We start from the raw sequence: 15,195 nt of genomic DNA, 5'->3' as shown, positions 1-15,195 counted from the left end.
AGACTCATGAAATCATCATTTAAATATATTTTAATATTTTTGGGCAATAATAACGCAAATAGACCCTTATGAACTTCGAAGATTTTATTATTTCACCAAGAAATTTCAAGACTGAATCTTGGCAAATCGGTCACAAAATCACCAAAGAAATCAAGGAAGATAGTATTGTATTGCTTTTTCTTTCAGACTATCGTGGTGCAAATGGCGAGGCAGAAGTTCAGGATTTTACAGCGATAAGAAGGGAGTTTTATCAGCTTTCGAATTTGGATTTTGATGTTCCTATCGTAGATTTGGGAGATTTGGTTTCTGGGAAGTCTCTGGAAGATACCCATTATATTCTGCAAGAAGTTCTATGTGCTTGTCATCTGAAAAGAGCCGTACCTATTGTAATTGGAGGCTCCAATGATTTCGCTTTTTCTCTATTTTCAGCATTGCATATTAAGCAAAAAAGTATCGATTATACTCAAATAAGCAATATCATCTCTATCAAACAAGGTGAAAAGATAAATGAAAGAACTTTTCTTCCTAAAATTCTAGGGTCTAAAGATTTTTCTATTCAAAATTATCATCATCTTGGCTACCAAAAGCACCTTAATGAAATAGATTCTATAAAACTCATAAAAGAAGTGGAGTTTGATATTATTCGTTTGGCAGAAATGATGAATTCAACAGAGAAAACAGAACCTTTTTTCCGAAAAGCAGATTTGGTAACCTTGAATTGTGATGCCATAGAGAGCTTCTGTGAGCCTTTTTCTATGAATCCACAAGTGAATGGGCTTAATCGTAGAGAGATTTGTGCCTATATGAAGGAAATTGGTCTTAGTGAAAACCTAAAATCTGTCGGGATTTTTAATTATAATATTTATTCAGATAATCAACTCAATCATCAATTATTGGCACAAATGCTTTGGTATATGATTGAAGGTATAAACATCGAAAGAACGCATCCTAGAGAAAGAAAATACGAGCTTTTCTATGTTCTTATAGAAGATAGGCAGTACGCATTCAAACGCGATGTTTTCAGGAACCTATGGTATTTTGGCGACGATGAAGATACAGAAAAATGCGTCCCATGTTCTCGCTTCGATTTTGAGGAAGCCAAGCGTGGTTGGCTAAGTTCCAGATTTACAAAAATATCATGATGATTTCCTCAAAGCCCAAAGTATCCATCATTGTTCCGGTGTACAACGTTGAGAATTATGTAGGCAAATGCCTAGACTCTTTGGTTAAACAATCTTACGACAATATAGAGATTATTGTAGTTAATGATGGAAGTATCGATGGTTCTTCCGCAATTATTGCAGGTTTTGCCAGTGAATATCCACAGAAAGTATTTTCTTTTGAAAAAAGTAACGGCGGATTGAGTGATGCACGCAATTACGGTATAGATATTGCAACGGGAGATTATTTTGGTTTTGTAGATAGCGACGATTATGTTTCAGCTACTATGTATGAAGAAATGATGTCGCTGGCTGTAAAGCACAGTGCCGAGATGGTAATATGCAATATCCAAAAAGTGACCGGGACTGGTGGTGTAACCCAAAAGTTGACTCAGATCCCGAATATGCCAGAGAAAATAGATTTAGAAAATCATTTTTCGGTGTTTTCTGATCTTAGTTATTTTGCTTGTAATAAATTATTTAATAAAAATCTTTTTAAAAATAAAAGGTTTAAAAAAGGAATTCATTTTGAAGATATTCATCTGATTCCTCAACTTTTATTAGAATGCAAAATAATTGCACAGACGCAAAGTTTTCATTATCATTATTTGGAAAGGAGCGATTCTATCTCCAAATCTCATACAGAGAAGGGTTTGGATATTTTAAATGCTGTAGAAGCAGTGGAGCAAGCGTTTGAAAAATCGAGATATGCGCATCAAAAAGAAGGATTGAAGGGTTTTCAAATATTGGAAGGTGTATATACCTTTTTGGCTTACTTGGCATATGTAAAAGAGGATCATGTTTTCTCTGAAATGTCCTCAAAACTTGATGAATACATAAAAAAAAGAAGTATAAAGACTAAAGATATATTACGATACAATCGTTTTAATACCAATTATCTATTATCTTTGCCACTGAAAAAAAAGATTTATTATTTGCTTTATTTTGCGAAACAAAAAAAGTTAATAAGAAAATTAGTATAATAAACACAAATGTAAAAACCGGAAATTTAGTTGTAAATCAACTTTATACTGGTTTTAGGATAGGCTCTATGGATAATTATAGCCATAATAGTACTTGAAAATAAATGAAAAATTTTGAATTGTTCCTTCAAGAATATGATATTTCTATTTTTTATGTAAAAATAGGCCTAGGATTTCTATTCTCATTTCTCATCACCTTTTTATCAATCCCAACAATTATCAAAATCTCCAGAAGAAAGAATCTTATGGATGAACCTGGTGTGAGAAGTTCTCACCTAAGAAAAATCCCAAATTTAGGAGGTATTGCCTTGTTTTTCTCTATTGGGATGTGCACGTCTATATTTGCTTATGAACTTTTCGATTTGTATAAATTTCTATTTGCCTCGATGATTTTACTACTTTATGTGGGAGTAATGGATGATATAGTGGTAATAAGAGCGTACAAAAAGCTAGTTGCGCAAATTGTGGTGTCCGCATTTATGGTAATTGGTTCGGATATTAGAATTAGAAGTTTATTTGGAATTTTTGGTATTAATGAAATCGATTACCTAGTAAGTGTCATTGTAAGTATAATCACGATTGTAGTTCTTATCAATTCATTCAATCTTATAGATGGTATTGATGGGCTAGCAGGATCGTATTCTGTAATATGCAGTGCTATATTCGGATTGAGTTATTATCGTCTTGGGGAGTACAATTATCCATTGGTGGTATTATCCGTAGTAATTATTGGTGCTGTTTTGGCATTTTTATATTACAATTTATCAAATTATAGAATTACGAAGATCTTTATGGGTGATACAGGCTCCATGCTACTCGGTTTTCTATTGGCATTTACTAGTATATGTTTTATCAATATTTTTATTGATAAAGGTCTACCAAATGTCCCGAGTTACCATCTGAAATCTGCGCCAGTAATAGCTGTAGCTATACTTATTCTACCTATTGTGGATACTCTAAATGTCATTTGTATCAGAATTTGGAATAAGAAATCACCTTTTGATGCTGATAAAAATCACATTCATCACAAATTATTAAAATTAGATCTAACGCACAGAAGATCAAGTTTCTATATTATTACGTATTATCTATTAATCATTGCTGTAGCCTATTATTTAAGACATAGTAATGTAAATCTTTTACTTTTTATTATCTTGGCAATGGGATTTTTTGGTGCTTATATTCCGGATATGTTGATGGCCTCGAAAATCTATAAAGGAAAGAAGACCAATTAATTTCTATTTTTGCAAACACAATTATTTACGATGAAAATTTATAAATATTTTTTATTACTCATTCTACCATTCATTGCAACATCATGTATTACTACAAAAGATGTGAAATATATGCAGCCTAGTGAAAGCTTGGTTATCAATGAGGAAGGTCTTATCCCCTATAATATTCCTGTATATAGGGTAACTAAAAATGATATCTTAAAACTTGATATTATTACTACTCCTAAAGGTGATGCCGCTCAGTTTTATTCTTCACTTAACGCTTCTACTTCGGGTGCTGGAAGTACTTTATCAGTAACTGGAGCTTCTGGAACAGGGGGTAACGCAATGATATATTTCAGTGGCTTGAAAGTAGATTCTAAGGGAGATATCAATATTTTTGGGATAGGCTATATAAAAGCTGAGGGAAGGACGATAGAAGATATCAGCCAAGAAATACAGACAAGAGTAAACGAAAACTTCCAAGAGGGTAAATCTGAAGTCAGACTCAATACAGATGGAATCACCTATTACATTTTGGGAGATATTGAAACAACGGGTCTTACTGGTCAAAAGGTAGCTCACAAAAACACACTCAATCTAAGTGAAGCGATCTCAATAAATGGAGGATTGAATAGAACGATAGATAGAAAAAATATAGTCATCCACAGAAAGTACCCTGAGGGAATAAAAATTGCTAAAATAGATTTAACAAGGGAAGATGTTATGAATTCTCCTTATTACTATGTACAAAATGGTGATGAAATTTTACTTTCCACTTCAAAGAGAAGTCTTAATGGATTCGGTAAGGATCCTATTCAGACCATTATAAGTGGCGTATCTGTGATTACTACCGCATTATCAATTTATCTACTTATCAAAAACCTATAATTATGATTCCAGGGAAAACGGACGCGGTTGTAGATAAAAGTGCAGCGCAAAAAAATAAAGTAGAACCATTTGCTTTAATTGATGTAGAGAATATACTAAGAAGAATAATTGGTAATTGGTATTGGTTTGTAATGATGTTTATTATTGGATATTCAATATCTTGGTTTTATGGTAAGTATTACGCTCAAAATATCTATTCCTCCAATTTATCTTTAAGTATTTCTAGTAATACTGCAAACTATTTTACACCAAGTCAATCTATTAATTTTAATTGGGGTCAAAATGGAAATCAAGATGGTGTTTATTTGAAAAAAATGCTTCTTTCCAGATCGCATAATGAATTTTTAGTCAAAGAATTGGATCTTTTTATTAATTATTATACTAAAGGTCTTATAAAATCAACTTATCTAGATAAGTATGATTCACCCGTATTTTTTGAAATCGATAGAACTCATGTACAACAGGTGGGCTATCCTATAACAATTGTGCCTAAATCAAACGATACTTTTGAAATTCAATTGCCTGAAGAAGGTCATTCTACTAGCTTATATAGCTATCAATCTGAAGGCTTTGAGAATATAAATGCTTATGCTAAACCTGCTAACAAAAAAATCAAGCTGAATGAGTGGTATACAAGCCCAAACCTCAGATTTAAACTAGTAAAAAATCCAAATGTCACCAAGATTAAACTGGATAATATTATTGTAGATCTAAGTACTGTAAATTCAACTGTTAATGGGCTTGTATCTACAATTGGCGTAGATTTCGATAAAGAAATTAACACCATTATGTTAATCAGCAAAAGTGGGTATAACCTTAATGGAACTGTAAATTTTCTAAATAAATCTGTTGCAGAACTGCAAAAAAAGAGATATATGGACAAAAATACAGTGGATAAGAATACTGATCTGTATTTAAAGGAAAGTCTAGTTGGTATTAGAAAAAAATTGGATTCAAGCGCTGCAGTTATCAATTATCTAAAGACATCTGAAAAGCTTTATGATATTAAAGATAGAGATGAAAAATCGCTACAATCTATAAAAGATTTAGAATCGAAAAAAGCTGATATCCTTAGCAAGCTGACCTCTCTAAATAATATCAGAAATTCTGTAGAGACACAAAACTTTGATAAGATGATCAGTCCATCAGCAGCTGGTTTTGATGATGGGCTTTTCTCAGCATCAGTGTCAGAATTGAAAGCTTTATATCTCAAGAGAAGAGAGATGGCTTCTATATACACGGCAAATTCTGAACCCATGAAAGAGATTAATAGACTCATTGGTGAAGCGAAGCTCAATTCTTCAGGTTCTCTTAGAAATATCTATTCTTTGTATAATGCTCAATTGTCTAAAATTGATCAGGAGGTTGCACTTGCAAATTCAGAACTATTAAGTTATCCAGAGAAGCAAAGAAAATATCTTGATGCAGAAAGAGGGTACAATATGATTGAAGCTACTTACAATAGTTTGCTGACTAGGCAAAATGATAGCCAAATGAGATTAGCTACCAATCAATCTGATATTACAGTGATAGATCCTGCTAAAAACTTAGGGCAAGGTCCTATTGGTCCTAATATCAAGGGAACACAGATGGCAATTATAGGTAGTTTATTAGCATTACCATTATTATTTATTGTAATTGGTGGCTTATTAGATAGCAAAATTAGAAATATTAAAGAGCTTATCAATGCGACTAAAATTCCATTATTAGGTGTGATTGGAAATAACTCTACCGATAATATGCTTACTGTATTAGAGCATCCAAAATCTTCCGTATCAGAAGCATTCAGAGGGATAAGAGCCAATATGAGATTTTTATCCAATGACGGAGGTGGTAGCAAGGTTATTCTCGTTACTTCATCTATCGGCGGAGAAGGAAAGACCTATGTATCTATCAATTTAGCTTCTGTATTGGGGCTTAGTGATAAAAAAACAATTTTGTTAGGGATGGATCTTAGAAAACCAAAGATCTTTGGTGATTTCAATATTGATAACAAATTTGGTATATCAAACTATCTTACTGGAGAAGCAACACTAGATCAGATAATTAATACAACAAAAATTCCTAATCTTGATGTAATAACTTCTGGTCCAATTCCTCCCAATCCTTCCGAGTTGTTAATGAGTGATAGAAATATGGCATTTATTGAAGAGCTTAAGAAAAGTTATGATTTTATAATTATAGATTCTCCACCTGTAGGATTAGTAGCAGATTCATTCGAGCTAATGAAGCATTCTGATGCTAACTTGTATGTGGTAAGGCATGAATATACGGAAAAGTATATGCTAAAAATGATTGCCGAAAAATATCAAAATGGGGAAATAAAACATCTAGGGTTCGTCTATAATGATTACGTACAAAAACAGGGGTACGGATATGGATATGGTTACGGGTATGGTTATGGATATTTTGATGAAGACAAAAATTATAAAGAACCAACTTTTATTAGAATAAAGAATTTTTTAAAATCAGTCTTAAATAGAAAATAGTATGTAACCCTCAAACAATGGGGGATACATGTTTTTATAAAAGTGAAAATCTGTGAAAAAAAGAATAAATTTGGCACTTTGTAATTTACTTTATAACAAATTATGTTTTTTTGTTTATTTTTAACGAAACATTAAGATTATCATTAATATAAAAATGTTTTATATTTGCAAAAATTAATATTTAAAATAACCATAAATCCATATTCTTCTATGAATAAAAAATTATTGTTTAGCCTCCTTGCCCTTTTAGGAACTGTGGTAGGCATTAAGGCACAAAGAAATGAATTGGGAATTCGCCTAGGGATGAGTAATCTCGTTGGTGATATAGGGAAAACCAATTACATTTTGCAACAACCGTTGGATTTGGATAGAGTTTCAGATTGGGGGGTACCTTTTTATGGTGGGGTTTTGTATCGTTTCAATTTTAACCCTCATCAGACAGTGAGGTTAGATTTAGGTTATAATCAAGTGCAATTTAGTGATAAGGCGGCAAAAGAAGAATATAGAAGAAATAGGAATTCATTTGGGAAAAATAATGTGTATGAAGCAAGTTTAGTATTTGAATACAACTTCTTTCCAGTGAATAATGAACAAATGGGGATGCTAAGTCCATATATTTTTGGTGGTGTAGGTGGATTGATGTTCGATTCTCCAAAAGCTACTTTAAATCATGATTTTAAACGTAATGCAGATGGTGTAGCACTAGCACCTATTGATGAGCTAGATTTTACTACTACTACAGAGTATTCTTTGGGTAAGAAAACAGTAGTTCATATACCATTTGGGTTGGGACTTAAATATAAATTCAACCATGGGTGGGGGATTTTTGCAGAAGCTACATTTAGATATGCCATTACAGATCAATTAGATCATAGCAAAATACTAGAAAAAGACGTGGTGTCTCATTATAATGCAGATATTATAAGTCCCACTACAGGCGGATCTTTGCTACAAACAGGAAATTACTTTGCGGTATCCAAAGAAAGAGAAGCAGAGTTCATTAATAAAAGGGCTTTAGGTGATTTGCAATCTAAAGATTGGATGAATACTTTCAGTATAGGATTGACCTATTCTTTTGGTAGACCACCATGTTATTGTGATTAAGGAATTATGTCATTAATTAAAGAAAAAATAAATACAGAGAATTTACCACAACACGTTGCAATCATTATGGATGGCAACGGTAGATGGGCAAAAACTAGAGGTGAGGAAAGGACTTTTGGACACAAAAATGCCATTAATGCAGTAAGAAATGCCATTAATGCTTGTAACGAAATACATATCCCTTATCTTACTTTATATACTTTTTCATCTGAGAATTGGAAACGCCCAGAGGATGAAGTCAATACCTTGATGTCTCTATTGGCAGAAACACTTCTTTTGGAAGCAGAAGAGATTTTTACCAAGGGGTTGAGAATGCATGTGATAGGAAATTTAGAAAAATTACCAGTGATGGTAAAAGATCAACTTCTAAATGTTGTAGAGCTTACAAAAAATAATACGAAAGGAAACTTAGTTTTGGCCATTAGTTATGGCTCTCAAAACGAAATTCTTAATGCCGTAAAAAACATTAGTACCGACGTTAAAGAAGGGAAAGTAGATGTAGAAAATATTAACGAAAAATTATTTGAGAATTATCTCTATACAAAAGATTTTCCACCTGTAGATTTACTTATTAGAACCAGCGGTGAAATAAGAATAAGCAACTTCCTTCTTTGGCAGATTGCTTATGCAGAATTGCAGTTTTTAGATGTTCTGTGGCCAGATTTCACAAAAGATATCTTTTTCCAGTGTGTGGTAGATTATCAAAACAAGGAAAGAAGATATGGCCTTACAGGCGAACAAGTACAAATCTAATGAGTTTTTAAGAAAAGAAAGATTACGATAAAATGAAGTTTAGACTATTACCCATCATTATGTTTGCTGCTTCTGCACATTTTTACGGACAGGTGATCCCGCAAGATAGTACCAAAGTTGCGACCACTGTTACAGCAGAAAATCAAACAGGAACTTACACTCTAAAAGACATTGTTGTTGATGGGGTAAAAAAATATACACCCGCTCAAATCCTACGATTTACAGGATTATCCAAAGGAGAGGAAGTAGATATTCCGGGACAAAAAATCAGCACAGCTATAAAAAAACTTTGGGATACTCAATCTTTCTCCGAAGTAGAAGTTTACATTCAGAGTATCGAAGGGCAAACTGTAGTTTTGAAGTTTCATCTAGAAGATCTCAAAGATCTTGGTGAAGTGAAATTTACAGGGAAAGGAATCGGTAAATCCAAAAATGAGAAACTTGTAAAGGATAACAACCTTAAGCCTGGTACCAAAATTACGCAGAATCTTATATCGAGTCTTCAAACCAACATTCCTAAAGATTACGTGAAGAAAGGTTTTGCAGATGCTAAAATTACAATTGAAGATAAGGTGAATGCCAACGATCCAAATTTGGTAGATTGGACAATCAATGTAGATAAAGGCAAAAAGGTAAAAATTAGCCATATAGAATTTGAAGGTAATGATAACGTATCAGACGCTAAACTAAGAAAAAGTGCCTTTAAGGAAACAAAGCAAAAAAGATTTGGACTAGGTGGGATATTAAAACCATCAAAATTTATCGATGAGAAATACCAAGAAGATAAACAAAGCTTGATTAGCTATTATAACTCATTAGGCTACAGAGATGCTGCCATTGTTTCGGATTCTGTTTACAGAAATAAGAAAAACAATTATGAGATCAATGTGAAGCTAAACGAAGGGAAGCAATATTATATTGGTGATATCACATTTACAGGTAACACCGTATATTCTACCGAATATCTCCAAAGAATTTTGGGTTACAAAAAGGGAGATATTTATGATGCTATTGGATTTAATAAAAAAGTAGGTGAAGACGGTGGTAAAGAAGATGATTCCGATATCAAGTCGATCTATATGAATAATGGTTACCTTTTTTCTAATGTAACTCCGGTAGAGAAATCTATTTCTGGAGATGCTATCAATTTAGAAATAAGAATTACAGAGGGAGAGCAGGCAACTTGGAACAAGGTAACTTGGGAAGGTAATACAACCACTCATGATCACGTTATTCTTAGAGCTTTGAGAACAAAACCGGGAGAACTGTTCAAGAAAACAGAAATCAAGAGAACATATTTTGATCTTGCATCAATGACGTTTTTTGATCCTCAACAAATTGGACAAGACATCCAACCCAATCAACAAGACAATACTGTTGATGTAAATTGGAAATTGGTAGAAAAAGGGTCTTCACAAGTTCAGCTGCAAGCGGGATATGGTGGAAGTAGTTTTATTGGTACTTTAGGTCTTACCTTTAATAACTTTTCACTAAAAAATTTCCTAAAATTTAAAGATTTTAGACCCGTGCCTCAAGGTGATGGTCAAACGCTATCTATCCAAGCACAAGCAGGACAATATTTCCAAAGTTATGGAGTTTCATTTGTAGAACCTTGGTTATTTGGAACAAAACCGACCGCTTTATCTGTGAGTTTAAACTCATCTAGAGTAAATTATAGCCAAGTTTCTGGTCCAGATCAGAGATTAAATATTTTTTCTGCAACAGTAGGGCTTAATAGATTATTAAAATGGCCAGATGATTATTTCTCATTATATACAGGAATACAATATCAGAAATACGACTTTAGCAACTATCCGTTCGAGTTTGGAGATACCACAGAATTATATGGTAATGCGAACAACTTGAGTTTAAACATAGGTTTAAGTAGAAACTCTGCGGGGATAGATCCCATTTTTCCAACAATGGGTTCTAATATAGAACTAACAGGTAAGTTTACGCCTCCATACTCACTGTTCAAGTCGAAAGATTACTCTACAATGACGCCTACTGATAAGTACAAGTGGATGGAATTTTATAAAATTAAATTTAAAGCAGACGTTTATAATGAGATTGCTGGAAAATTAGTTTTAAGATCATCTGCAGAGATGGGATTCATGGATGGCTACAACAAAGAATTGGGTGCGCCACCATTTGAAAGATTTTATGTAGGTGGTACTGGACTTTTCGGTGGTAGATATGATGGTAGAGAACTTATTCCTCTTCGTGGTTACGAGAATGCATCTACTTATGGTGGAACTGCAGATGATATAACACAAAAAGGAGGTGGTACTATCTACAATAGATTTACTTTAGAATTAAGATATCCAATTTCCATGAATCAAACAGCTAAAATCTATGCATTAACGTTTGCAGAAGGTGGTAACGTGTGGAACAGCTGGACGAAGTTTAATCCATTCCAATTGAAAAGATCTGTTGGAGTTGGAGTAAGGGTTTATATGGGAGCATTCGGTCTAATAGGATTTGACTTTGCATATGGGTTTGATAAAACCGTTACTGGTACAGAGCCTTCAGGTTGGAAAACGCATTTCTTAATGAATCAATCTCTATAATGTTATGAAGAATTTTAAAACACTTTTCGTAGGTTTTGCAATTTTTGCTTTTAGCTTTTCAAATGCACAAAAAGTAGGAGTTGTAGATACCAATTATATATTGGATAAGATGCCTCAATACCAAGAAGCAGAAGCGAGACTCAACTCTCAAATTGATACTTGGGAACAAGAACTGAAAAATTTGCAGACTGAATTTGATCAAAAAAGATCAGCTTTTGAAAACGAAAAAGTTCTTTTGATTGGAGATCAACTAAAACTAAGAGAAAAGGAAGTTTTGGATTTGGACAAAAATATCAAAACCACTACAAGTTTAAGGTTCGGAAAAACTGGAGAGATCGCACAGCTGAGAGCAAATTTGGTGCAGCCATTTCAAGATCAAATATGGACTGCTATAAAAACAATGTCTGATAAAAATGGTTTGGGCATAATTTTTGACAAAAGTAATGATGTCAATGTAATTTATCTTAAAAAGTCTTACGATTATACCGATAAGGTATTGGATATTCTTCTTAAGGGAACTTCTGAAAAAGACAAAAAATCAAATAAAAAATAGTAAAATTTTTGTAACATCTAACTTTTACTTATATTTAAAATCTAAAAACAAATTAATTATTTACTATCCGTTATGAAAAAATTAAGTGTATTATTTGCAGCAGTGATGATGGTTGTGTCTGTAGGTATGGCAAAAGCTCAAAAAATTGCTACTTTAGACGTGGTAAGCATTCTTGAAGCAATGCCTGAAAAGAAAAAAGCAGATGCTGAAATGAAAACTTTTGGTGAAGGAAAACAAGCTGAAATTAAAAAGAAAGCAGATGCTGCACAAGCAAAATATGCTCTTTATACTCAAGAAGCTCCAAAGAAGACTGATGAAGAAAACAAAGTAAGAGGTGCTGAAATGCAAAAATTGCAAGAAGAAATTCAGATGATGCAAGATAAATTGCAAAAAGAAGGTCTAGCAAAACAAGATGTGCTTTTTGCTCCTATAGAGAAAAAATTGAATGATGCTGTAACTAAAGTCGCTAAGGCTAATGGTTACGATTATGTGATGGACGCTAATGCTGCGGGACTGATCTACAAAGGAGGACCCGATGCTACTGTAGCTGTAAAAAAAGAACTAGGTTTATAATCTACAAAGATTTTAACAAACATTTATAAAATCTACCACCTCTTTTAGAGGTGGTTTTTTTATTTTTGCCAAATGGAAAACGAAGTGTCAACCCAAGTTAAAATTAGATTTAGCGATTGCGATCCTATTGGGCATCTCAACAATGTCAAATATCTCGATTATATGTTCAATGCTAGAGAAGATCATGTGGAGACTTTCTATGGATTTACCTATGAAGAATACACCAAGAGAACTGGTTGTACCTGGGTAACTATACAAAATGAGATTGCTTACCTAAAAGAATTAAAGTATAATACACAGGTTATTGTCAGCAGCAAGATGATCGATATTCAGGACAGAACCTCCAAGATAGAAATCATTATGAAAAGTTTGGACAGCAAAATTATACATTCTGTACTTTGGGTATCTCTGATCTATTTTAATATGAAAACAAGAAAGTCCGATGTCCATCCAAAAGAGCTTACTGATGTTTTTAGTCAACATTATGTAGAGTTAGATCAAAAAGATTTCCAATCTAGAATAAAATATTTTAGATCTCAAAACGCAAAAAATTTATCATGAAAAAAATAGTAGTAATAGGAGGAAATGGTCAGCTTGGAAGTTGCATCAGAAAAATTGCTCCAAACTTTGAAAGTAATTACGAATTTGTATTTGCAGATTCAAAAATGGTAGATATTACCAATGAAGATTTGGTGCAAAGTTTTATTGCTGATCAAAAACCAGATTTTTGTATCAACGCTTCTGCCTATACCGCCGTAGACTTGGCAGAAAAAGAGGTGGATAAGGCATATGCCGTTAATGCAGAAGGCGTAGGATATCTTGCAGAAGCCTGTAAGCAGAATAAAACAGTTTTTATCCATGTCTCTACAGATTATGTATTTGATGGCGAAACCAATATAGATTATTCCGAAGACAATTTTACCAATCCTATAGGTGTTTACGGAGAATCCAAAAGAAAAGGAGAGGAGTTGGCATTGGAAAACAATCCTCAAACGATTATCCTTAGAACATCTTGGTTGTATTCTGAATTTAATAAAAACTTTGTGAAAACCATGTTGAATCTTTTTGCTCAAAAAGAAGAATTAGGAATTGTTGGAGATCAATACGGTCAGCCTACCAATGCGAATGACCTTGCAGAAGCCATTATGACGATTATCGAAAATCCGTACAAAACATATGGTATCTTTCACTATTCCAATTACCCAGAAACCACTTGGTTTGAATTTGCAAAAAAAATTGCCGAATTTTCCAACTCAAAAATTAAGCTGAATGCTCTTACTACCGAGCAATATCCTACGCCAGCCAAAAGACCAAAAAGAAGTACCATGTCCCTAGATAAAATAGAAGAAATCTACAAAATTAAGCCAAAACACTGGGAAAATAGTCTAGAAGAATGCGTAGAGATACTTTCGAATTAATCATAATATGAAAAAATATACCATCACATTTCTATTGGCATTCTTTGCGCAAGTATTATTTGCACAAAATGTGTTTTTGAAAAAAGTAGAAAATACCAACAATAATAAAGACAAATTTTTCTACCAGATCAATCCACAAACAGAAAGTGCAGATTATTTGGGCGAAATAGAAGTTCAGGGTTATACAAGAGATGATATAGAGATTTTCAACCAGATTTATAAAAAGGCGAAAGAAATTGGTGCGAATGCATTTTCTCTAAATCCTATTCAATCTGTTGATGGAGGTGTTCAAAAATTCAATCCTTCCAACTATTTTATTAATCTTTATTACTTACCAAAGTATCAATTTGCTTTGCAAGACAATAGTTTGTATTTATTTGCCTCATCTGCTAAATCACAGAAGATAACTATCAATAGAGAAAAGTATACAATCCAACCTCGGACTTACATACAACTTAGTCTTGAGGAAGGCAAAGTGTATACTATTTCTACAAATAATATTTTGGGCTCTACTATAAAAGTAAAAAATGAAAAAAGCCAATCCAACCAATATTTTCAAATATCTTCTCTGAAAATCGGTGGCAACAACCAAAACGATGGTACATTACATCTAAAATCAGGAGACATCATAGGTTTAGAAAGATCTTACGCCGAGTTTCTAAGAATGATCTACGAAAAAAATAAATAAAACAAAATATTTACGTTTCCTAGAAAACCTTTCTATAATATATTAGGAAGGTTTTTTACTTCATAGCCATTTCCGGCTTTCACTACTCGCTTTTTTGTGTCCACGGCAAATCCTCACCCAAAAAGAGCTCAAATCTGCCGAAGTGATTGGACGAAGTCAAACAAGCCGTTCAATCCGGGCTAATCAACTCCTCATCACATCAATTCTGGCAAACACCCAAACCTTATCGTTTTCAAAAACGTATGAGGTTTGAAAATAATACAAACACAATATCAAATAAAAAAACTACCAATCCCCACTCACAGACAGACAGACAGACACGAAATTGAAGATTTCCCAATCTAATATGTTCTTCTTCGAACATAGAATCACACATCTCAAATGACTAATGTGTCTAAAACTATCCATTGAAACAACCTCTTTCGTCCCTTTTGAAGTCAACAAAAGTCATCTTAAGTATATTGTTATAAGAAATTAGCTTTCTAAACCTTCAGGAAATCTCAGATTTCCCAAACTTCTGTTCTCATCCTCCAACATAGAATTATTCTTTATATGGCTTAGGTGTCGAAAACTTCTCATTCCAAATAAGCCTTTTGTTCCCTTTGAGGTTTAAAGACATTCTAACAATAAAAACTTCAAAATCCGAATTTAAACTTTCGTATCCATTTTTACTTTCTGATTTACAGTAAATTAAAATAAAATAGAGAATTAAGTAGGAATAAGTTTGGTAGGTTGGTATAAAATATCTACTTTTGCACCACTGAAAACGAGAGTAGACAGTAGCGCAGAAGCTTATATA

13 protein-coding genes are annotated in these 15,195 nt (G+C 33.1%); all 13 read left to right on the top strand.

Annotated elements, in window-relative coordinates; all coding sequences use genetic code 11:
- The first annotated feature begins 68 nt into the window (after window positions 1-68).
- Window positions 69-1,142 (top strand): formimidoylglutamase, encoded by a 1,074-nt coding sequence (locus ACKI42_RS11640; protein ID WP_407405614.1) that lies wholly within the window; start codon window positions 69-71, stop codon window positions 1,140-1,142.
- Entirely contained in the window at window positions 1,142-2,143 is a 1,002-nt protein-coding gene (locus ACKI42_RS11635; RefSeq protein ID WP_407405771.1) for a glycosyltransferase family 2 protein, read from the top strand. Before ACKI42_RS11640 ends, ACKI42_RS11635 begins: the two co-directional genes overlap by 1 nt.
- Window positions 2,144-2,247: 104 nt before the next feature.
- A complete protein-coding gene (locus tag ACKI42_RS11630) occupies window positions 2,248-3,378 on the top strand; it encodes a glycosyltransferase family 4 protein (RefSeq protein ID WP_407405612.1) in 1,131 nt (376 codons plus the stop codon).
- Between the two features lie 30 nt (window positions 3,379-3,408).
- Window positions 3,409-4,248, top strand: a complete 840-nt coding sequence (locus ACKI42_RS11625; protein ID WP_407405610.1) for a polysaccharide biosynthesis/export family protein — start codon at window positions 3,409-3,411, stop codon at window positions 4,246-4,248.
- Between the two features lie 2 nt (window positions 4,249-4,250).
- Window positions 4,251-6,737, top strand: coding sequence for a polysaccharide biosynthesis tyrosine autokinase (locus tag ACKI42_RS11620; protein WP_407405608.1), 2,487 nt, complete (start codon window positions 4,251-4,253; stop codon window positions 6,735-6,737).
- A 210-nt stretch (window positions 6,738-6,947) separates the two neighbouring features.
- Window positions 6,948-7,841 (top strand): DUF6089 family protein, encoded by an 894-nt coding sequence (locus ACKI42_RS11615; RefSeq protein WP_407405606.1) that lies wholly within the window; start codon window positions 6,948-6,950, stop codon window positions 7,839-7,841.
- A gap of 6 nt (window positions 7,842-7,847) precedes the next feature.
- Window positions 7,848-8,594, top strand: a complete 747-nt coding sequence (locus ACKI42_RS11610) for an isoprenyl transferase (protein ID WP_407405604.1) — start codon at window positions 7,848-7,850, stop codon at window positions 8,592-8,594.
- Between the two features lie 32 nt (window positions 8,595-8,626).
- Window positions 8,627-11,164, top strand: a complete 2,538-nt coding sequence (bamA, locus tag ACKI42_RS11605) for an outer membrane protein assembly factor BamA (protein ID WP_407405602.1) — start codon at window positions 8,627-8,629, stop codon at window positions 11,162-11,164.
- 4 nt (window positions 11,165-11,168) lie between these two features.
- Entirely contained in the window at window positions 11,169-11,717 is a 549-nt protein-coding gene (locus ACKI42_RS11600) for an OmpH family outer membrane protein (protein ID WP_407405600.1), read from the top strand.
- Between the two features lie 72 nt (window positions 11,718-11,789).
- A complete protein-coding gene (locus ACKI42_RS11595) occupies window positions 11,790-12,290 on the top strand; it encodes an OmpH family outer membrane protein (RefSeq protein ID WP_407405599.1) in 501 nt (166 codons plus the stop codon).
- Window positions 12,291-12,362: 72 nt separating this feature from the next.
- On the top strand, window positions 12,363-12,851 hold the full coding sequence (locus ACKI42_RS11590) for an acyl-CoA thioesterase (protein WP_407405597.1): 489 nt from the start codon (window positions 12,363-12,365) through the stop codon (window positions 12,849-12,851).
- Window positions 12,848-13,708: a dTDP-4-dehydrorhamnose reductase gene (gene rfbD, locus ACKI42_RS11585; protein ID WP_407405595.1), complete on the top strand. Its 861-nt coding sequence runs from the start codon at window positions 12,848-12,850 to the stop codon at window positions 13,706-13,708. The genes ACKI42_RS11590 and rfbD overlap by 4 nt, the downstream gene beginning before the upstream one ends.
- A 7-nt stretch (window positions 13,709-13,715) precedes the next feature.
- Window positions 13,716-14,396, top strand: a complete 681-nt coding sequence (locus ACKI42_RS11580) for a hypothetical protein (protein WP_407405593.1) — start codon at window positions 13,716-13,718, stop codon at window positions 14,394-14,396.
- Window positions 14,397-15,195 lie beyond the last annotated feature (799 nt).

It is taken from the genome of Chryseobacterium sp. (genome assembly GCF_045629545.1).
Taxonomy (GTDB): Bacteria; Bacteroidota; Bacteroidia; order Flavobacteriales; family Weeksellaceae; genus Chryseobacterium.
This window is presented reverse-complemented; position numbering and strand designations above follow the sequence as displayed.